This is a genomic window from Paenibacillus alginolyticus DSM 5050 = NBRC 15375 (assembly GCF_000422905.1).
Classification (GTDB): Bacteria; Bacillota; Bacilli; order Paenibacillales; family NBRC-103111; genus Paenibacillus_E; species Paenibacillus_E alginolyticus.
Genome location: NZ_AUGY01000042.1, coordinates 52,905 through 71,313 on the forward strand (window position 1 = coordinate 52,905; position 18,409 = coordinate 71,313).

At 43.7% G+C, this 18,409-nt stretch carries 22 protein-coding genes and 1 pseudogene; 14 read left to right on the top strand and 9 right to left on the bottom strand.

From position 1 onward, the window contains the following. Positions 1 to 18 precede the first annotated feature (18 nt). The 7 genes from G519_RS0119215 to G519_RS0119250 all read left to right on the top strand — a co-directional run bounded on the left by G519_RS0119215 (position 19) and on the right by G519_RS0119250 (position 4,553). On the top strand, positions 19 to 570 hold the full coding sequence (locus G519_RS0119215) for a superoxide dismutase family protein (RefSeq protein ID WP_029196085.1): 552 nt from the start codon (positions 19 to 21) through the stop codon (positions 568 to 570). Between the two features lie 21 nt (positions 571 to 591). Beyond that, positions 592 to 1,065 carry a hypothetical protein gene (locus G519_RS0119220; RefSeq protein WP_029196086.1) on the top strand — a complete coding sequence of 158 codons (474 nt, stop codon included), beginning with the start codon at positions 592 to 594 and terminating at the stop codon, positions 1,063 to 1,065. 216 nt (positions 1,066 to 1,281) lie between these two features. Beyond that, entirely contained in the window at positions 1,282 to 1,488 is a 207-nt protein-coding gene (locus G519_RS0119225; RefSeq protein ID WP_029196087.1) for a hypothetical protein, read from the top strand. A gap of 426 nt (positions 1,489 to 1,914) precedes the next feature. Further along, entirely contained in the window at positions 1,915 to 2,613 is a 699-nt protein-coding gene (locus tag G519_RS0119235) for a glycosyltransferase family 2 protein (RefSeq protein ID WP_029196088.1), read from the top strand. A 6-nt stretch (positions 2,614 to 2,619) separates the two neighbouring features. Beyond that, positions 2,620 to 2,961: a DUF2304 domain-containing protein gene (locus G519_RS53580; protein ID WP_029196089.1), complete on the top strand. Its 342-nt coding sequence runs from the start codon at positions 2,620 to 2,622 to the stop codon at positions 2,959 to 2,961. Beyond that, positions 2,958 to 3,314: an EamA family transporter gene (locus G519_RS0119245; RefSeq protein WP_051253509.1), complete on the top strand. Its 357-nt coding sequence runs from the start codon at positions 2,958 to 2,960 to the stop codon at positions 3,312 to 3,314. The genes G519_RS53580 and G519_RS0119245 overlap by 4 nt, the downstream gene beginning before the upstream one ends. A gap of 27 nt (positions 3,315 to 3,341) precedes the next feature. Then, positions 3,342 to 4,553: an ArnT family glycosyltransferase gene (locus G519_RS0119250; protein ID WP_029196091.1), complete on the top strand. Its 1,212-nt coding sequence runs from the start codon at positions 3,342 to 3,344 to the stop codon at positions 4,551 to 4,553. On the opposite strand, the gene G519_RS0119255 is transcribed toward G519_RS0119250, so the two are convergent. Further along, complete coding sequence (locus G519_RS0119255; protein WP_029196092.1) at positions 4,522 to 4,953, bottom strand: CBS domain-containing protein; 432 nt, start codon at positions 4,951 to 4,953, stop codon at positions 4,522 to 4,524. The two genes, G519_RS0119250 and G519_RS0119255, sit on opposite strands and share 32 nt — an antisense overlap. A gap of 115 nt (positions 4,954 to 5,068) precedes the next feature. Between G519_RS0119255 and G519_RS0119260 the strand changes: the two genes are divergently transcribed. Both G519_RS0119260 and G519_RS0119265 read left to right on the top strand, forming a co-directional pair. Next, complete coding sequence (locus G519_RS0119260) at positions 5,069 to 5,530, top strand: divergent PAP2 family protein (protein WP_029196093.1); 462 nt, start codon at positions 5,069 to 5,071, stop codon at positions 5,528 to 5,530. A 76-nt stretch (positions 5,531 to 5,606) separates the two neighbouring features. Further along, the gene (locus G519_RS0119265) at positions 5,607 to 6,044 is read left to right on the top strand and encodes a GNAT family N-acetyltransferase (RefSeq protein ID WP_029196094.1); all 438 of its coding nucleotides are present in this window, start codon (positions 5,607 to 5,609) and stop codon (positions 6,042 to 6,044) included. Here the strand turns inward: G519_RS0119265 and G519_RS43660 are convergent. After that, complete coding sequence (locus G519_RS43660; protein WP_051253510.1) at positions 6,041 to 7,657, bottom strand: ATP-binding protein; 1,617 nt, start codon at positions 7,655 to 7,657, stop codon at positions 6,041 to 6,043. The genes G519_RS0119265 and G519_RS43660 overlap by 4 nt on opposite strands. A gap of 200 nt (positions 7,658 to 7,857) precedes the next feature. Continuing rightward, positions 7,858 to 8,610: an MBL fold metallo-hydrolase gene (locus tag G519_RS0119275; protein WP_029196095.1), complete on the bottom strand. Its 753-nt coding sequence runs from the start codon at positions 8,608 to 8,610 to the stop codon at positions 7,858 to 7,860. Between the two features lie 97 nt (positions 8,611 to 8,707). On the opposite strand from G519_RS0119275, the gene G519_RS0119280 reads away from it, so the two are divergent. The 3 genes from G519_RS0119280 to G519_RS0119290 all read left to right on the top strand — a co-directional run bounded on the left by G519_RS0119280 (position 8,708) and on the right by G519_RS0119290 (position 10,702). Then, the gene (locus G519_RS0119280; RefSeq protein ID WP_029196096.1) at positions 8,708 to 9,622 is read left to right on the top strand and encodes an alpha/beta hydrolase; all 915 of its coding nucleotides are present in this window, start codon (positions 8,708 to 8,710) and stop codon (positions 9,620 to 9,622) included. Positions 9,623 to 9,681: 59 nt separating this feature from the next. Next, complete coding sequence (locus tag G519_RS0119285) at positions 9,682 to 10,299, top strand: copper amine oxidase N-terminal domain-containing protein (protein ID WP_029196097.1); 618 nt, start codon at positions 9,682 to 9,684, stop codon at positions 10,297 to 10,299. Between the two features lie 91 nt (positions 10,300 to 10,390). Further along, complete coding sequence (locus G519_RS0119290; protein ID WP_029196098.1) at positions 10,391 to 10,702, top strand: DUF1292 domain-containing protein; 312 nt, start codon at positions 10,391 to 10,393, stop codon at positions 10,700 to 10,702. Between the two features lie 61 nt (positions 10,703 to 10,763). Here G519_RS0119290 and G519_RS0119295 read toward each other — a convergent pair whose 3' ends face one another. Both G519_RS0119295 and G519_RS0119300 read right to left on the bottom strand, forming a co-directional pair. Beyond that, complete coding sequence (locus G519_RS0119295; protein WP_029196099.1) at positions 10,764 to 11,183, bottom strand: DUF1885 family protein; 420 nt, start codon at positions 11,181 to 11,183, stop codon at positions 10,764 to 10,766. Positions 11,184 to 11,270: 87 nt separating this feature from the next. Next, entirely contained in the window at positions 11,271 to 12,740 is a 1,470-nt protein-coding gene (locus G519_RS0119300; RefSeq protein WP_029196100.1) for an aminotransferase class I/II-fold pyridoxal phosphate-dependent enzyme, read from the bottom strand. Positions 12,741 to 12,911: 171 nt separating this feature from the next. Between G519_RS0119300 and G519_RS0119305 the strand changes: the two genes are divergently transcribed. Both G519_RS0119305 and G519_RS0119310 read left to right on the top strand, forming a co-directional pair. Then, positions 12,912 to 14,174 carry an MFS transporter gene (locus G519_RS0119305; RefSeq protein WP_029196101.1) on the top strand — a complete coding sequence of 421 codons (1,263 nt, stop codon included), beginning with the start codon at positions 12,912 to 12,914 and terminating at the stop codon, positions 14,172 to 14,174. A 28-nt stretch (positions 14,175 to 14,202) separates the two neighbouring features. Then, positions 14,203 to 15,381 (top strand): annotated as a pseudogene (locus tag G519_RS0119310) (MFS transporter); the annotation flags it as partial. An 80-nt stretch (positions 15,382 to 15,461) separates the two neighbouring features. On the opposite strand, the gene G519_RS0119315 reads toward G519_RS0119310, so the two are convergent. From G519_RS0119315 to G519_RS52215, 4 genes are all read right to left on the bottom strand, one after another. Further along, on the bottom strand, positions 15,462 to 16,064 hold the full coding sequence (locus G519_RS0119315) for a TetR/AcrR family transcriptional regulator (RefSeq protein WP_084160231.1): 603 nt from the start codon (positions 16,062 to 16,064) through the stop codon (positions 15,462 to 15,464). 115 nt (positions 16,065 to 16,179) lie between these two features. Next, positions 16,180 to 17,226, bottom strand: coding sequence for an ABC transporter permease (locus G519_RS0119320; protein WP_029196104.1), 1,047 nt, complete (start codon positions 17,224 to 17,226; stop codon positions 16,180 to 16,182). Next, positions 17,223 to 17,951, bottom strand: a complete 729-nt coding sequence (locus G519_RS0119325) for an ABC transporter ATP-binding protein (RefSeq protein ID WP_029196105.1) — start codon at positions 17,949 to 17,951, stop codon at positions 17,223 to 17,225. Before G519_RS0119325 ends, G519_RS0119320 begins: the two co-directional genes overlap by 4 nt. A gap of 120 nt (positions 17,952 to 18,071) precedes the next feature. Next, positions 18,072 to 18,409, bottom strand: a 338-nt coding sequence (locus tag G519_RS52215) for an IS1595 family transposase (RefSeq protein ID WP_036633412.1), incomplete at its 5' end; no start/stop codon positions are given.

The following is an 18,409-nucleotide window of genomic DNA, read 5'->3' on the forward strand; positions in this document are numbered from 1 at the left end:
CGGGAGGATATCACCAGTATGAAATCAATGAAGATCATCATGACTGCCAGTCTAGGATTGTTTGTACTTACCGCATGCCAAAGTGTGAAGAGCACGGTAACATCAGAAGCTGCCTCACCACCATCAGAGCTGCAATTCTCGCTCATAGGTTCGAGCGGCCAACCCATAGGGACAGCCCATTTAACATCTGTTCAGGATGGCGTTCAAATTGATCTCCAAGTCAGCGGGTTGACACCAGGCAAACATGGCTTGCACTTTCACGAAAAAGCAATCTGTGAAGCCCCTAATTTTGATTCGGCAGGAGCCCACTTCAATCCATTTAAGAAGGAACATGGCTTTCACAATCCTAAAGGCTTTCATGCAGGGGATCTCCCTAATTTGGTTGTGGATGCACAGGGGAATGGGAAGTTTAGTGCCGTTACAAAGTCTGCAGTGCTGCTTCTAGACAAGCCGAATTCATTGCTAAAACAAGGGGGGACTAGTCTGGTCATTCATGAGAAAGAAGATGATCTGAAGACAGATCCAACCGGTAATTCGGGTAAACGAATTGCATGTGGTGCTGTGAAATAAAGGAAGGAGCTGGCTGACAACATGATTAAGACACAGGATCTCAAGCTGCAAATGGATGAACTCACGAAACAAAATGATATGGTGCTCATCGAGCTAGAGCAAGTAAAGAAGATGTTGATTAACAGATCTCAAAGCTCACAAGGAAACCAAGGGCAGCAACAGTTTAATAATAGCAGCAGTGACCAGCAAGCCTCTGACTCTAATCAACAAGCGCAGGGGCAAAACCAAGATCAGAACCAGAATCAAAGTAAAAGAGCTGGTCAGGGAGACGCGAACGGTCAGCAAGTAACAGACTTAGCCAATGATTTATTGAAAATTAAGGATCTCGTTGAAAAATTAGAACAAAAAACGTCCCAATATGTAAGCAGTCAGTCCAATGGTACGTTAACAGAGAAAGATGCGGTTAATCTAATACTAACCTTAATGAATGGTATGGTAGATTGGGCGAGCGAATTTGTTTCATCCAGAGCGTCGTCGAATGGACAAGTACAATAGTCGAAAATGTCAATGAAAAGGCAAAAGAGCCGCATGAAACAGCTCTTTTGTCTTTTTTGTCGAATGCTATTTATTCATTAAGTGAACTTAATAAAAGGTTTATTGATTTTTTAGGCGATTCGACAATATGTCCATATTTACAGATGGCAGGATGACCGATAAAGTAAAGTGTAGACAAAAAGAAAGAGTACAAACCATGGATGGGGTGTTGGAATCGTGAGAGAAATCGATATTAATCACGTCATGAGTCAGCTTGGCATTCAGCCAATACAATGGCAAGAACTTCAAGATCAACAAAACAAAAAAAAACAACAAGATGACGTTGAGCGTAATGGAACTGTCGACCCATCGCTTGAAACTTCCCCATTACTTAATGACCCCTATGCCATCAACTTTCACTTGGATATTCACGTGAAACTCTAGCTCATGATAAAGGGATTGCCACGTTTTCCATTCTTATTTTACTGTATGCGCTCGATAATCCAACCCAAAGTTTCGTCAGAGTCCAAATGGAGTTTGGCTTTTTCTTTATCGAAAATGATGGACTTGTTGATCATATAATGGTTACTTGCTGTTTCGATGATCGGAAGGATGGGATCCAATCCCCATTCTTTTTTTTGCGGTAAAAATCGAATAAATGGATCTCTTCCCGAATCACAGTGGTATCACAAATATGATCCAAGGATATCCTTCCTTTCCAAGCAAAGTTTTCCTTATAGTTTGTCTCTTTAAGTCAGGACCTATCCGTCTGCCTTCTTCCAATTTGGTTTAATCAGATGGAGAAGCGGGTATGCTTGGGAATAGAAATGGTTAAGAATGGATGATTGTAAGGAGGGAAGGAATGACCTAATGAAGACACTTTCCATTATTCCGGCTTATAACGAAGAAAAAACGATAGCAGGCGTGGTGGCTTCCATAAAACGAGAGCAGCCTGATATGGATATTGTCATTATCAATGATGGTTCCACGGATCGTACCTCAGCGGTTGCCCGCGCGTTACAGGATGCGGCGGTAGTCGATTTGCCAGTCAATCTTGGCATTGGGGGCGCAATGCAAACAGGATATATGTACGCACTAAGGAATGGCTATGATATTGCTATTCAGATCGACGCAGATGGTCAACATGATCCAAAAGCGTTACGTCAAATCATGGAACCAATCTTGAATGGGCATGTGGATTGCTGCATCGGCTCTCGCTTTCTGGTGAAGACCGCGTATCGTTCAGCTTGGAATCGACGATTGGGCATTTTCTTTTTTACCTGGATGATTAGTTGGATGCTTGGTAAGACGTTCACTGATCCTACATCGGGTTTTAGAGCTGTGAACCGTTCTATCATTGAGCTTTTTGCCAGGTATTACCCGGAGGATTATCCAGAAGTAGAAGCTATCGTTTTACTGGAGCGGCAGCATTTCAGACTGAAAGAAGTATCCGTCTTAATGCATGAGAGGAAAGCGGGACATTCGTCCATAACCCCTCTGAAATCGCTTTACTATATGGTTAAAGTATCTCTTGCTGTATGTATGACTAGAATTCGTAATGTGAGTTGATGATTCGTGAATGTATATGTTTGGGCAATCTCTTTTTGTTTAGTGTTTATTTTCATTTCCGTAGAGCTTATTCGTAGGCAAAAACTACAGGAGCAGTACGCCATTCTCTGGCTAGTACTAGGATTTATCATGGCGTTGTTTAGTGTGTTTCCAAGCTTATTGGATCAGGTATCGCATAGAATGCATATCTACTACGCACCTTCGCTTTTTCTGGTGGGATTGTTATTTTCCCTTGTGTTTATCATGCATTTAACGCTAGTTATCTCTAAACTTCATCGTAAATTAACCCGATTGATACAGGAAGTTGCACTGCTTCAGGAACAATTACGAGGGAAGGGATCAGAATGAAAGGGATGACGGCTCCGATTCTCATTGTTTTCCTAAATGTATGTTTACTGGTCTGTGGTCAAATTGTATGGAAAATTGCGCTCAATCGAACGCCATTAACAGGGATTCATAATTTAGGAACTGTACTGATGCAGCCTTATATTCTTGTGGGATGCTTACTCTATGGCATTGCTACTGTGATATGGTTCTTTGCTCTTAGCCGATTTGATCTAAGTCGTGTTTATCCGCTCCAATCCATTGCGTATGTACTGGGCGCGTTGTTCGGTTGGTTGGTATTAAACGAGACGTTCACATCATCGCAATGGTTAGGGCTGCTCTTCTTAGTTGGAGGCGCCTTCCTGTTAGCTAGATAGGTTAGTCAAATAAGGAGAGATGGTCTTATGAAACGCGGAGTTTGGCTTGGCTTGCTGCTGCTGATGTCTGCTGCTTTGTATATACGCTTACATTATGTGCTTGAAGCTAAATACCCACCGTTAGAGTGGGATCAATTAGAGTACACGAAGACAGCCATTCAATTGCTTGAAAAAGGCATATTCGCCTATCGTGATACTGTGCCTAATTCACTCGTGACACCCGGATTTCCGCTGCTCTTAGCGGCAGTATTTAGCCTTACAGGCTATGAACAACTGGAGCCGGCATTAATGGTCGTTCGTATCCTAAACTGCTTCGTTTCACTAGGCGCGATTCTATTCTTATTTCTGATAGGAAAAAGACTGTTTAACCCTATAACAGGGCTAATCGCCAGCGCTTTTGCCGCGGTGTATCCTTCCTACGTATGGTCAACTTCACTCATCTTAACGGAGGTTCCTTTCTTGACTGTTTTTACGGCTCTGCTCTATATGCAGGTACGTATCATTCAGGATAACAAATGGCGGGATCATCTATGGATGGGGGCTTTGCTTGGGCTTTGCGTCCTTATTCGTCCGAATGTACTTCCCTTGGCTGTGATTCCTTATATGTTTCTTTGGGTCAGAACGAAGAAAATAGACGCAGCCTATGGATTACTTGCAGCTGCGTCTTTTGCCTGTACGATGATACCTTGGTGGATTCGGAATTGGATGACTTTTCATTCTTTTATTTTTATCGCCAACGGAGAAGCGGGCAACCCGTTCCTTGGAGGAACGGACCCCTACTTCCGAGGAACAATCGATTGGGATCATATCGATTCACATCATCAGTTCGCTGAAGGTCTGCGACGGATAAAAACAGGTTTAGCCCAGGAACCGTTGTTATGGATGAAATGGATGACAATTGGGAAATTACTTGTCTTTTTTAAAACGATGTGGGTGGGACCTTATCCATTTTCTGTCCCTGCTTGGTATGCGAATGCATTAACACAATTGCACACTTTCTTAATTGCTGCAGGCAGCTTAACGATGATCATTTTCAGCTTTCGCAAGCCTTCGATTCAATATTTAACCGTGGCATTTCTCATATTTTTAGGCGTCCATATGGTATTTATTCCGGTTGATCGCTATGTGTATGGTATGCTTCCCTTTCTGATGCTGGGCAGCGCCTATTTGATTACACAAGTCATCACCTTACTTCATAGCGCTTGGACTACCTCTCTCCTGCAGCGGAGGGGGATTTAAACTCGAGCTGCTTCGCGCAGTATTCGATAATCTCGCTTCGACGAACGATCCCGATGAATTTATCGGAATCATCTACAATCGGAACGAAGTTTTGTACTTTGGCCAAATCGATAAGATCGACCATATCGGCATGAATATGAACCGGTTTATTTTGTACACGCAGAGGAACCTCGGCCAATATATGGCGGTGAGCATTTTCGAAGCCAATTCCGTCTGAATTTTTAAGAAACCACAATAGATCGCCTTCGGTAACCGTACCAACATAAAGACCATCATCGGAAAGAATAGGCACAGCTGTATAACGGTGATATTCCATACGTTCTAATGTTTGACGAAGGGTTGCTTGCAATGTCGTTGTGATAACTTCGGATTTAGGCAAAAGGAAAAAAGCAATATTCATTCATTAACACTCCTTAGAGTTTTCCGTAGGAAAACTTTCTTCAACGTTTCTATTGTATCAAACTTTTCGAATAGAATCTAAACCTGTGATGGATGCTAGATGTGAGGTGAAAGTTATGAATCGAGCATTAACAACAGCAATGATTGGAATTGGTACTGCACAAGCAATGAAATTGCCGCTTTTCTATTTGAAAACTGGAAAGTGGGATCTGTCACAGCTGACACAAACAGGAGGGATGCCTAGCTCACACTCCTCGGGTGTATCTGCGCTTGCAACCTATATAGCAATGAAAAGAGGCATTTCTGCAATCGATTTTGCCGTGAGTTCAGTTTTCGGAGCGGTCGTCATGTATGATGCAATGGGGATCCGACGGGCAGCTGGAGAGATTGCGATTGAAGTGAATGATCTGGATGAGCAAGTCGAAAGGTTGGCTAAACAGCATCCGGGTTTGTACCATGAACGAAGACGTAAAGCCTTAAAGGAACGATTAGGTCATTTACCGAGAGAAGTCGTGGGAGGAGCTCTTCTGGGTATTGCCATAGGTGCTTTTAGTTATATGCTGGAAAATAAGAAATAGGATGAACGGTACATGTGGACAACTTTTCTTGAATGGGATAAGATCAAGAAATGTTCTTAGAAAGGAAGAAGTTCACATGGAAATTATTCGAGTCACAACGAAAGATCAATTACAAGGTTGTTTTAGCGTGCGATTCAAAGTGTTCGTTGAAGAACAGCAAGTACCTGAGCACGAGGAAATTGATGAAAAAGATGAATCACCTGAAGCGTGCCATCATTTTCTTATGTTAGATGGAGATCAGCCTGTAGCAGCTGCTCGTTGGTATGAGTATCAACCTCAGACGGCTAAACTGCAGCGGGTAGCGGTTTTGAAAGAATATAGAGGCCGATCCCTAGGTAAACAAATGATTCTTGCGATGGAGCAGCAAGCTCGCGAAAAACATTGTACCTTTGCGATCCTCGACGCACAATGTCAAGCGGAGGGCTTTTATAGTCAACTTGGCTATGAAGTCATCTCGGATGAACCTTTTTATGATGCTGGCATCCTCCATGTCAGAATGAAAAAACCGCTTTAAAGAAAAGCGGTTTTTTCATTCTGTGAATGTTCTTCAACTAATGGGAAGGTGATAATAAACCGAGTCCCTTTCCCTAGTTCGCTCTCAACTTCCAAGGTCCCGTTGTGATCTTGTACAATTTTGTAGCAAATGGATAGACCAAGTCCGGTGCCGGCTGCTTTCGTCGTGAAGAAGGGGTGGAAGATTTTTTCCAGCTGCTCACTTGGAATACCTGGGCCGTTATCTGCAATAATTAAAGTCGCGTTCTTCGGATCGCGGCTTAATTGCATGTGGATAGTGCCATTTTCTACAATAGCTTCGCAAGCATTTTTAATAATATTAAGCAATAACTGTATCATTTTATCTTGGTCCATCCATACAAGGATCGGATCCATCCATTCTTGATAATGAATCTCGTGACCGAAACGAGTAGCTTCAGATTCAATTAAGGCAATAACCTTTAGTACACACTCATGGAGAGAGTCGACCTGGAAATCAATGCGATGGGGCTTTGAGAATTGGAGGAATTCTGCTGTTAAGTCACTCATCCGATCAATTTCATCCATGATCATCGCATACCAATTTTCAATATTGTAACCATTTGCTTTTGAGATTTGCAAAAATCCCTTTACCGTTGTCAACGGATTTCGAATTTCATGCGCCATCCCGGAAGCAAGCTCACCGACGACTCTCAGCTTTTCCGATCTCAGCATATGCTCTTCGCGCTTTAACCAGGATTCACGCTTCTTCATAAACAAGTTATGCTCTGCTAATAAAATGAGATCATCCTTCGTCAAACCTTCTAGCGGATAATTAGCAATGCCATAGGTGATTTGAATGCCAGTTAATTTAGGGAGTTCGGAATCCAGCTTTAACTTGAAAGAAGAGTTAGAATCATGCTCTGGATTAATCGGCATAACGACAGCGAACTCATCACCACCGTATCTTGCAATAAAGAGGGCTTCTTTAAACAAGATTTGCAGGAGGTCAGCCATTTGCTTCAAAATAAAATTCCCCGCTTGAAACCCGCGAGTTGTATTCATTGCCTTCAGATCCGTACAATCAATAAGAATAAGGACTAAACTTTGCTTTTGCTGTATGTATTGTTCCAATCTGCGATGGGACTCTTCGTAATTATATAAGCCTGTTAGCGAATCCTTTTGCGCATATGAATATCGTTCATTTCTTAAGGAATCAGCTTGTCTAATGGTAGAATAGGCTGCTCGTGTGAATAAGGCTACCGCGGTAAAATCAAGTATGCTGTTAAGCGCATAAATCCATAGCAAGCTCTTGCTGGAAAAACCAATAATGAGATAAACATTGCAAATATAGATCAGTGCATAAGACACAGCTAACAACCAAGATTTTTTGCGGCTTTCTTCTTTATAAATATCGAAGGAAAGTGTTAGTATGTACAGAGGAAGACAAAAATTCGAATGACCGATGTAATGTAAAAATCCAATGAAAAGTAAACGAACCCAAGGGATTGCCGCATGCTGCATGGAAAACCTTAGACTGACGATGTAAAGGACTAATCCAACAACAAGTAAAGGTATGTTAAGGACAGTATGCAAAATAGTTGAGTATAGACAAAAAACAAGAGCATAGACATAAAAAATCCAATTGATAAACACACTATATCATCTCCTGAATGTAACTAAACGCTGTCGCTTATCGTTGAATGACCCCCATGAGGTTCTCACACCTTGTGACATGTTCTCTGTCTATTCACTAAATCCCTTCTAACAAAAGTAAACAAAATTGAAAAGTAATACGCATTTTATCAAAAAAAACCTGAAGGACATTTCATCCCTAGGTTCTGATCGTAAAATAATTATTCTGGAATTTCAATCACTTCATGTTGATGGATGAAAGTCATGCGGCCTGTTTTCCCTACAAAATTCATCATATCATCGTCATAATGCATCAAATAGATTCGCTCTTGTACATATTCAGGCAAGCTAAGAAGTTCTTCCAATGTTGCATGAATAAAACCGTTCCCGCTAAGTTGACAATCGTGTAAAATGGTGTGGCAGTTTCTTTTGGTAACAATTTCTTGAACGAGAAGTTCCTCATTAAATTGGGTGTCAGCACTATAGAACGTTCGGCCATTGATAAAAAGTGAGTAGTTAAGCTTATGTGGTATATGAAGAGTGGATATAAATTCAATGGTCAGTCCAGGTAGGATGTTAGTAGGTACATTTTCTTCGATATGGATGACTTCGAAATAATCCTCTAGTCTGCTGAAGCCTTCTGTGGGATTATACATACCGCCTTTTAGCGTGTTTTGCCAAAGGACTCCTGCTAGCGGTTCTGTTACGAAAAGCTTTGTTTTCTTATTCTTATATTGGTATAACAATCGAAAGGCAATTTCTTCTAATCCGCCTACATGATCGGCATGAATGTGCGAAATGAGGATACCATCAATTTGGTCAGGCTGTATACCGATATCATGCAGCGATCTTGGCGTTGTTGCCCCGCAATCGATGAGGATGTTCATTTCATTAGAACGGATTAATGCGCTCGTATTGTAAAATGTTTTGGCAAACGCACTGCCGGTTCCCAACATTTGAATTTGCAAACTCATTCAGCAGCCTCCATTGTTCGACAAAAACCATCTTTTTCTAATGTAGCATGGGAGGTTGCGGAATTTCAACCATTAATTAAAAGGTGTTGATTCCTTCATGATTTGGATGATTATCAGTATTTTGTTCGTTCTAGTCTGTCTGGTTCTAATAGGTATATCGGTCTATGTAGGCTGGCAGCTCACACATCCGCAACGAAAGCCTGTTGATGACTCGCCTGACAACTATGGGTTACATAGGGAGAATATTACATTCCCAAGTCGAACTAGAGATGTTTGTTTAGATGGATGGTTGTTGAAGTCTCCTTATGTTCCAAAGGATGTTAGTCCAATAACCGTTATTATGTGTCATGGGTATGCCGGGACACGTCTAGAAAAAGGGCTTCCGGCGTTGGCCTTGGCTAAATCCATTGTCGAAGCAGGCTATCATGTGCTTATGTTTGATTTTCGGAACTCAGGGAATTCAGAGGGGAAAATAACGACGGTTGGCTTTTTGGAACAGCAAGATGTACTCGGTGCTATCGACTGGGTTCAGGAGCACATTCCCAGTGACATTTGTTTGATTGGCTTTTCAATGGGCGGTAGTACATCTATCTTAGCAGCTGCCGAAGAAAGGGCTGTGCTAGGAGTCATAACAGATAGCGCTTTTGGTCAGCTTAGTCCTTATTTAAAGGACAATTTGCCTGTATGGTCTAATCTACCGCGTTTTCCTTTTACTCCTCTAATTCTACTTATTTTACCTAGATTAATTGGTATCAACCCACATCGCGTTGATGCGCTTGCTGCGGTAGATCACATTTATCCTAGGCCGATTCTTTTTATACATAGTCGAGATGATGAGGCTATTCCTTGGTCCAATAGTGAAGGAATGTGGAGCCGCCATCCGGATGCATTTGAACTTTGGGTAACGCAAAAAGCGGGGCATGTCGGCTCCTATCAGATGCAACCGGAAGCCTATACACAACGTGTTCTAGCTTTTTTATCAAAATTAAAAAATCATCGCAACTCTTCTTAACCAATGGAGTATAAAGATGCAGACACAAAGATTACTAACAAGAGCTGGAGGTTACGCGAATGAAAGTTCAACGGATATTAGCGTTGATGCTGATGTTTTTTGTTCTAAGTACGGCTGCAGTGGTGGCTTCATCGATATGGGGGGACTTTAAAGGTAATAATATTGCCCGACTAATCGTTAATGATCAGACAGCGGAATTCGGGGATTCAGATGTTCCGCCTCTTATTGTTGAAGGTAAAACTGTTCTGCCGCTGCGCGCAGTAAGTGATGCACTGCAAGCATTGGTGAAATGGGATAACTCAAATAAGACTGCCTACTTATATAAACCAAATGTGCACATGTTCTTTACGACTGAGGTGCGTAAAGACTCCGCTATTGTTCCTTTTGGTGTTGTAGAGCGCGGCAAAGAAGCAGATTTCATCGTTTTTGCACAAGTCGATAATTTGAAGGCAAGCATTAATTCTGTACGGGTTTCTGTGGTATCACCAAGCGGGAAGAGCGTTATTACACCGGTTGTGAAATCTATCTCAGAATCCAAAGAATCATTTTGGCTGAAAGTACCTTTGTATGGCGTTTCCTTTAATGAGGCTGGTACGTATGTCGTTAAATTTGCTATGAAGCAAGATGGTTCTAACGACTATTCAGTCGTCTCAGAGAAGCAGATTCAATCCGAATAGGAAAAGCAAGCTCGAAAGTGGTTTGACCTCTTATTATGAAAATGTTAGGATAATTAAGTAACTAATTATTCGACGAAATGAGGTTCTGCCTGTGAGCGATGATAAGCATGATCATGTACACGGCCCGGACTGTGACCACGATCACGAGCAAGGGGAAGATGTTTTTATCGTAACGGACGAGAACGGTGAAGAGCATGAGATGGTGATGGTATACACCTTCCAATCTCAAGAGCAGGCATATGCTGTTTTGCTCGATCGCAACGATCCTGAGGCTGACGGAGTTATTTTCCGTGTTGAAGAAGAGGATGACGATGCCTTCCTTGTCAACATTGAAGATGAAGAAGAGTGGGAACGTGTAGTGACCATTTACAATGAGATCGTAGCTCAAGAAGGCGAAGACTAAGAGCTATACATAAGAACCCCCTAGCAGAATAATCTGTTAGGGGGTTTCTGTTTGCAAACATTCATTTTCTAGGATTGAAATACATGATTCTGCCGTTGAATAGATGAAGTTCAGCTTTCAGCAGTTTACTAAGGTATTTGCAGAATTCATTGCCCTTGCTTTTGTCGCCATGCGTGGCGTCGTCGGGCAACACGACTTGCACATAATGCTGCTCTTTCTCCTGGTTGTGCTCATTCCCAACACCAATCACAATATATTTGTATAAAGGATTGATACCTTTCAGGTAGAACCATTTGCCTTCGCCTTCCGGCTTCGTCTCAATGGTATAAGGGAATCCGGCCTCGTCATACTCCCAGCCAAGCTGCTTGGCCGTCTGACTGAGTTGATCACGGTAATGCAGCAGCCTTTCCTTTAGTTCATCCAAGGTGAGTGCGGCAACTGTGGATCCTGTTACGAATTTAATATAAGCGCTTTGAGCCATTCCTTGTTCACCTCATTCGCTAAACATCACCAACATCATAGCATCATGTAAACGGTTTTACAATATATACACCGCTCGAAGCGGATACTAGAAAATCGCTTGTGTCTCAACGATAACCTTCACATTTTGAACGCTGCGGTCCTCAGGTCCTTTAACAGGCAACCCAACCTCGACATGCTCCACAATGTAATCAATAAGCTCTTGGGTTATCACTTCACCTGGAAGCAAAATGGGAATGCCTGGCGGGTACACGTAAATGAATTCGGCAATGATGCGGTCTGCGGCGTCTTTGAACGGAAGTATTTCGGTTTCGCCATAGAAAGCGTCCCGAGGTGTTAAGGTTAATTGAGGTATCGCAGGAACCTTGATGACAACTTCCTTCACCTCAACGACATCATCATTCATATGTGAGAGCTCGCGTAAGGCTTCCAGTAACGTGTCTACATTTTCTTGGGTATCACCCGGCGTTATAAGACACAGGATGTTGTACATGTCGCTCATTTCGACTTCAATATTGTAATGATCTCGCAGCCAGTTCTCGACCTCGAAGCCAGTGATGCCAAGCTTGCGTACGTGAACGCATATTTTCGTCGGATCAAAGTTGTAAGTCGCCTCTTCGCCAAGAATCTCTTCACCGAAGCAGTAGAGGTTGGAGATTTCATTGATCTGTTTTCTTGTGTACTGAGCAAGTTCTATTGTACGCTCGGCCATTGCATGACCATTTAACGCCAAATGTCTGCGTGCAGTATCTAATGAGGCTAACAATATATAGGAAGTTGAAGTGGTCGTAAGCATCGAGATAATCGTTTGGATTCGCTTTGGATTAACGCGATTCCCTTTCACGTTGAGGACGGAGCTTTGCGTCATGGAACCACCAAGCTTATGCACGCTGGTTGCGGCCATATCGGCTCCGGCTTCCATCGCGGACATCGGCAATTTATCATGGAAATGAATGAGTACGCCATGAGCTTCGTCGACAAGGACAGGCATGTTATAGCTGTGAACAAGGTCTACAATTTCTTTAAGATTGGTACATACGCCGTAGTAGGTTGGATTAATGACCAGAACAGCTTTGGCATCTGGATGCTTTTCGAGTGCACGACGCACAGAACGTGTCGGAATGCCATGATCAATACCTAAGTTTTTATCGCGGGCCGGTTGGATGAACACGGGTTTAGCGCCTACGAAGATAATCGCGGCCAAGACGGATTTATGTACATTCCGCGGTACAATAATTTTATCGCCTTCCGAACAAACTGTCATAATCATTGTCATAATGGCGCCGCTTGTCCCTTGTACGGAGAAGAATGTGTGATCCGCACCGTAGGCGTCTGCAGCAAGCTTCTGAGCTTCTTCAATCACGCCCATTGGTTGATGTAGATCATCCAGCGGTGCTATATTGATGAGGTCGATAGACAGCGCGTTGTCCCCAATAAAGGAACGAAACTCCGGGTCCATGCCGACTCCTTTTTTATGGCCTGGAATATGGAATTGAATTGGATTTTTCTCAGCATGTGTGAGCAGTGCAGTGAACAGGGGGGTACGGGTATGATCCACCTGATTATCGCTTCCCTTCTATCGTGGATTGTTTGTCGAACATTGCAACAAACAAAATGAGTATATCAAAATAGAGATTTCATGCAAGCTAATTTTTTCAAAATAGTTTGTGCAAGTTCAGGTAAAACTAACAGCAACTTGTTAAAATACGCCAAAATAAGGAGAAATCTTATGGTTTGGATGCAAAAATGGCGGAATAATCGCTTATTTTCCCCATTTGTGATCGAATTGTTAATTATTATGTTTTTCGTCGAATTTGTGAAGGGAGCCTTACTTTTAACGATTTTACCGGTCTATATGAAAACGACAATAGGTGCATCCACATTTATTATTGGCTGGACGCTTGCTGCTCAATATATTGGTGATAATGTACTTCGTACACCTGTTGGTTGGATTATAGATAAGCTGGGTTACCGAACGACCATGCTTACCGGTGTGCTCCTGACATTTGTTTCGGTCATTCTAATTGCAACGACTACTCAATATATGTGGATGATATTAGGATGTGCGCTGCTTGGCTTTGGTACGGCCCCATTATGGCCCTGTGTGATCACAGGAACGACGGAAGTGGCCGGCGACGAAGGTAAAGCTACGATCATGAGCGTTGTCTATATGGCTTGGCTCTCTGGCGTTGGACTGGGACCGGTAGCTATTAACTTTTTCGTAGGAGAAAATAACTACAGCACTGGATTTCGATTATTGATCGGCTGTATGACGGTTGTTGTGCTTGTTGCGCTCATGCTGCCAAGAAAGAATGGCGTACTAAGAACGGATGGAGCGGGCAGGACGGAGAAAGCTCTGGTTTCTACCCGAACTGCATCAAAACCACTCTGGGAGCGGATAAAAACATATCTAACTGAAGTGCGGCGCTCCATGTCTGTTAGCCCGCTGTTATTCCCTGCGATGTTCCTGCAAACGTTCGCTCTTGGTATATTAACACCCATTCTCACACTCTATGCCAAAGAGGTATTGAAGCTTACATCTTTTCAGTACAGCATGTTTCTAATTGCGGGCGGAGCTGTTACGGTCATTTTCTTAGTTCCGATGGGGAAATTGGTTGATCGTCTAGGCATTCGTCCATTTTTGGTGGCAGGTTGTATGCTTAGCGCTTCTGCACTTCTGCTGTTTACCTTCGCGAAGACCATGATGCTGCTCTATGTGTTAGTTGCTGTGCTTGGTGCGGGCTATGCATTTATCATTCCATCTTGGAATGCGCTCATTGCCTCAGCCATTCCGCCGGAGAAAAGAGGCGCTGTTTGGGGCTTCTTCCTAACGATTGAAGGACTGGGGATGATCATAGGGCCGATCGTTTCCGGTAAGCTTTGGGATGTGTATGGCTATCATACGCCATTCTTGATGAGTGGCCTTGTGTTGGTCGCGCTGCTTGTTCTTCAAATGTTCATTTCCATCCCCAAAAAAGGTATGGTACGATAGGGGAAAATGATTCGTTTGGAGGAATAGAAGCATCATGAATAAACAGATCGGAATCATCATGCTGTTATTGATGACTATATTCGTAGGTTTCGGGATCATCATTCCTGTAATGCCGGAAATTGTTAAAGGTGCAGGCGCTGAATATCATAATGCGCTGCTATTGTCGGTCTATTCCGCAGCCTCTTTTCTCATGTCCCCGATTTGGGGAGGACTATCGGATCGCATCGGACGCAGACCGATTATCTTAATAGGTCTGCTTGGGTTTAGCGTTAGCTTTTTGATATTTGGATTCGCTAACGGTAATTTGTGGGTCATGTACGTTTCTCGTATCCTAGGCGGATTATTCTCAGGAGCAGCAACGGCTTGCGCTGTGGCTTATGTAGCTGATATTACAACCGCTGAGAATCGGACAAAAGGCATGGGTATGGTGGGGATGTCGATTGGGTTAGGCTTTATCTTCGGTCCAGCGATTGGCGGGATTTTAAGCCGCTGGGGGACATACCTTCCATTCTTTGCAGCATCTGGACTCGCGCTTGCTTCCTTTATTTTTGCATTTGCTATACTGAAAGAATCGCTATCCGTAGACAAACGCACCTCCGTGAAGGAGAAAGCTCCATCTAGATGGACAGCTTTCGATGGGGCATCGAAGTACCTTTATGTGCTATCATTCTTCGTATCTTTCACATTGGCTGGGTTGGAAGCGACGCTTCAGTATTACCAAATGGGCAAGATTGGCGCAACGCCATTCGATATCGGCATGATGTTCTTAGCCAGCGGTATTGTTGGCGCGTTAATCCAAGGCGGCGTAGTCCGCCGCTTGGTTAAACAGGGAGCCGAGCAGCGAGTGATCGGCATTGGGTTATTGCTATCCGCCGCAGGGTTCTTCCTGCTGCTGATCTCGAGCAGCGTGGTGACCGCTGCGATTTACCTTTCGGTCTTCGGCGCAGGTAACGCCCTCATACGCCCGTGTGTGACGTCGCTGATTACACAGCGCACGAAAGTAGGCCAAGGCGTCGCGACGGGCCTCAGCTCCTCTATGGACAGTCTGGGGCGCATCGCAGGCCCGCTCCTTGGAGGAGCGGTATTCGCCATCGCGCATTCGCTGCCGTTCATTATCGGCGGCGTGCTCTGCTTAGCAGCGATCCTGCTGCTGCAGCGCTTCGTACTTATAGATCGTCAGACGCGGTCGCAGCAGCAAACCGTCTGACAAGATGAAAAAAAGCTGCACACTAACTTCCCGATGGATGGGGGAAATCTGGTGTGCAGCTTTTTTCTGTGCAACGGAAGCTACGGCTTGCGAGGCGATAAGCCGTGCATGATGAAGTTAATCGTGTACTCGATTTCTTGGGATTCATCCCATTCGGCATCCGGTATCAACAAAAATCGAGTAATGAGGAAACCAAATATCGTTGATACAATAAGTCGCATAGTCGCAGCTTCAGGAAGTTTAATGATTTGACCCTCATCTTGAAAATGTCGAATGGCTTTATAAGCTTTTTCGAGCACTAATATAGCGACAGTTTCCTTAAATTGCTCGCGCAGCTCGGGATGAAATGGGATTTCATGCATGAAAATTTTGATAATCGGAAAATTTTTGCGGGCGAATTCTAGTCGGTTCACAATGATGGCGCGCAAAAATTGCTCAACATCAGGATAATCAGCTTCCAGCACCTTGGTAAAATCCTTCACAGCAAACGGCGCAATAAGCTTCGTCATGATGGGGGCAACGATGGAGAGCAGCAGTTCTTTTTTCGTTTTATAGTGACGGAAGATGGTACCTTCCGCTACGCCAGCTTTTTGGGCAATTTCACTGGTCGAGGAGCCTGCAAACCCTTTCTCAGAAAAAATTTCTACGGCCGCTTGAACAATTTTCAGCTGTTTATCGGTCATCTTCTCATCTTCGTCATTTAGACGGAGAAGCTCTGTTAACCATGGCTCGACTTGAGACAATGTGTTCACCTCTTCATTTAGCAAAACTGGCGTTGCAAATTAGGACATCCTACCATTATATCTTACGGTGCTTCCTGAGTGCCACTATGTTCAAGTTCATGAAGCAGATCGTGAATGCTGCTAATACGAGAACATCTAACCAAATGCGATCCCAACCTGCACCGCGGATCATAATATTCCGTAGGGCATCTGCTCCGTATTTAAGCGGCATGATGACACCGATCCAGCGAAGGTATACCGACATCGTATCGAGGCTGAATAAGCCTGAGAAGAACACCTGGGGTACAATAATAAGCGGAATGAACTGAATCATCTGGAATTCATTGTTAGCAAAAGCGGATATCAGCGTTCCAAGTGATAACGCAGCTAACGCGAGCAGGACCGTGATCAGCAAAACATACCAGAAAGAGCCAACCAACATTAGCCCCAGCACACTTGTGGCGAACCATGCAATGAGCGTTGCTTGAAGTGTTGTAAATATTCCGAAGCCTAGAATATAGCCGACAACGATTTCCCACCGACGAAGCGGAGTGGCCAGCAGCCGTTCTAAGGTTCCGCCGGTTCGTTCCCTCAAGAAGGAGACACCAGAGAGCAGGAAGACGAAGAAAAAGACGAAAAACCCTATGAGGACAGGACCGAAATTGTCAAAAGCCGCCATATCTGATGAGCCATGCAAATAGGTGATGGTAGGCGCTTGTATATTAGAGATGGAGTTAGTGTTGGAGCTCACTGGAGCGACGCTTTGGATTGCTTTTTGCAGCAAGAAAAGCACAGCTTTATTTTTGCTGGGGTCACTTCCTTCCAACGTCACTTGCGGCGCAGCCCCATTCATCGAGATGATGGCATCTAAATGCACGGCTTCTAGCTCAGTCTGGGCTTCTTCAGCTGTGTAGACCTTTACTTCAGCATTTTGATCCTGCAGTTTTTGAATGATTGGAGCAGGGAGATTAACAGCGCCTAGTTTAGGGACATAGGTGTTGCCGTTAAAAACCAATGACATCATAAAAAGAATTAGCATTGGAGCTACAAGCATCATCATTAACGTTCGTTTATCGTGAAAGAACTGGCGTAAAATACGGATCACAATCGCACGAATTCTCATTGCTTGACACCTCCATAATATAAGAATGCTTCTTCAATCGTTGCGGAGGAAGTAGCCAGCTTCAACTCATCTGGTGTTCCAACTGCCGTGAGTCTCCCGTCACGGATCATCCCGAGCTGATGACATTTGTCAGCTTCGTCCATCACGTGGGTGGTCACGAGAATCGTTGTGCCCTGCCGACTGAGATTCGTTAACTCTTGCCAAATTGATTTCCGCAGGACGGGGTCAATTCCCACCGTAGGCTCATCGAGAATTAGAATGCCTGGCTCATGCAGCAAAGAAATAGCGAGCGATAAGCGGCGCTTCATTCCTCCAGAGTAGTTGGAAACCTGCTTCTTCAAATGAGCTCCTAGATCAACTAGCTCCATGACGTCATGGATGCGCTGCTTGCGCTTTGTTCCCGTTAACCCATACAAAGATGCGAAAAACTCCAAATTCTCCTGAGCGGTTAATTCTGCATAAAGGGCATCGGATTGCGCCATGTAACCGATTTTCGACAGCATGGCTAACTGGGGCATCTGCTCCCCAAGTACATGAACGGTCCCAGAAGTGGGGACATCGATGCCGGCAATCAAACGTACAAGCGTTGTTTTCCCTGATCCAGAAGGGCCAAGCAATCCGAAAATTTGTGCTCTCGGTACAGCCAGAGTAATGTCATCGAGAACAACCTTTTCATCAAATTGCTTGCTGACACCATGCACTTGAATAGATATGTCCGTTGTCATAAAGTTGCACCTCTTTCAGGAGTGAGTAATCACTCATTTTTGTTGATGTACTCATCATACGCTATCTTATGATAGTTGTGAAGTGAGTAATCACTCATTATGCGAAAATATTTTTTTTGATTATCCAACTAGCTCAGGATAGGTAATCGTCGTAGACGATAGGCAACAATGAACTAACCTATTGAATAACTCGCTTTTGACCTCACGGCGGTTGAATCGATAGCAAAACTCATCGAGATATGCTTGTAGGTGCTTAGGATCTAAGCCGTGGTAGGTACCACCAATAAAAGCTTTCGCATTAGAGATGATCGTATGAAGCCACTTTAGATGATCTGGATTTTCTTTCAGGTCGTACTTTTTGGCTTCATGGTGGAAGCCATTTTTGGCCAAAGCTTGATAAGAACGATATCTATCGCTGACAATCGTTGATCCAGCTTCAATGTACGTGGTTGCAAAGT

Coding starts and splice junctions, on each gene's coding strand:
- G519_RS0119305 (WP_029196101.1), top strand. CDS start 12,912: ATGGTTTGGATGCAAAAATGGCGGAATAATCGCTTATTTTCCCCATTT.
- G519_RS0119295 (WP_029196099.1), bottom strand. CDS start 11,183: ATGGCTCAAAGCGCTTATATTAAATTCGTAACAGGATCCACAGTTGCC.
- G519_RS0119320 (WP_029196104.1), bottom strand. CDS start 17,226: ATGAGAATTCGTGCGATTGTGATCCGTATTTTACGCCAGTTCTTTCAC.
- G519_RS0119280 (WP_029196096.1), top strand. CDS start 8,708: ATGATTTGGATGATTATCAGTATTTTGTTCGTTCTAGTCTGTCTGGTT.
- G519_RS0119315 (WP_084160231.1), bottom strand. CDS start 16,064: ATGACCGATAAACAGCTGAAAATTGTTCAAGCGGCCGTAGAAATTTTT.
- G519_RS0119215 (WP_029196085.1), top strand. CDS start 19: ATGAAATCAATGAAGATCATCATGACTGCCAGTCTAGGATTGTTTGTA.
- G519_RS0119235 (WP_029196088.1), top strand. CDS start 1,915: ATGAAGACACTTTCCATTATTCCGGCTTATAACGAAGAAAAAACGATA.
- G519_RS0119245 (WP_051253509.1), top strand. CDS start 2,958: ATGAAAGGGATGACGGCTCCGATTCTCATTGTTTTCCTAAATGTATGT.
- G519_RS0119325 (WP_029196105.1), bottom strand. CDS start 17,951: ATGACAACGGACATATCTATTCAAGTGCATGGTGTCAGCAAGCAATTT.
- G519_RS0119250 (WP_029196091.1), top strand. CDS start 3,342: ATGAAACGCGGAGTTTGGCTTGGCTTGCTGCTGCTGATGTCTGCTGCT.
- G519_RS0119255 (WP_029196092.1), bottom strand. CDS start 4,953: ATGAATATTGCTTTTTTCCTTTTGCCTAAATCCGAAGTTATCACAACG.
- G519_RS0119285 (WP_029196097.1), top strand. CDS start 9,682: ATGAAAGTTCAACGGATATTAGCGTTGATGCTGATGTTTTTTGTTCTA.
- G519_RS0119275 (WP_029196095.1), bottom strand. CDS start 8,610: ATGAGTTTGCAAATTCAAATGTTGGGAACCGGCAGTGCGTTTGCCAAA.
- G519_RS0119220 (WP_029196086.1), top strand. CDS start 592: ATGATTAAGACACAGGATCTCAAGCTGCAAATGGATGAACTCACGAAA.
- G519_RS0119260 (WP_029196093.1), top strand. CDS start 5,069: ATGAATCGAGCATTAACAACAGCAATGATTGGAATTGGTACTGCACAA.
- G519_RS0119265 (WP_029196094.1), top strand. CDS start 5,607: ATGGAAATTATTCGAGTCACAACGAAAGATCAATTACAAGGTTGTTTT.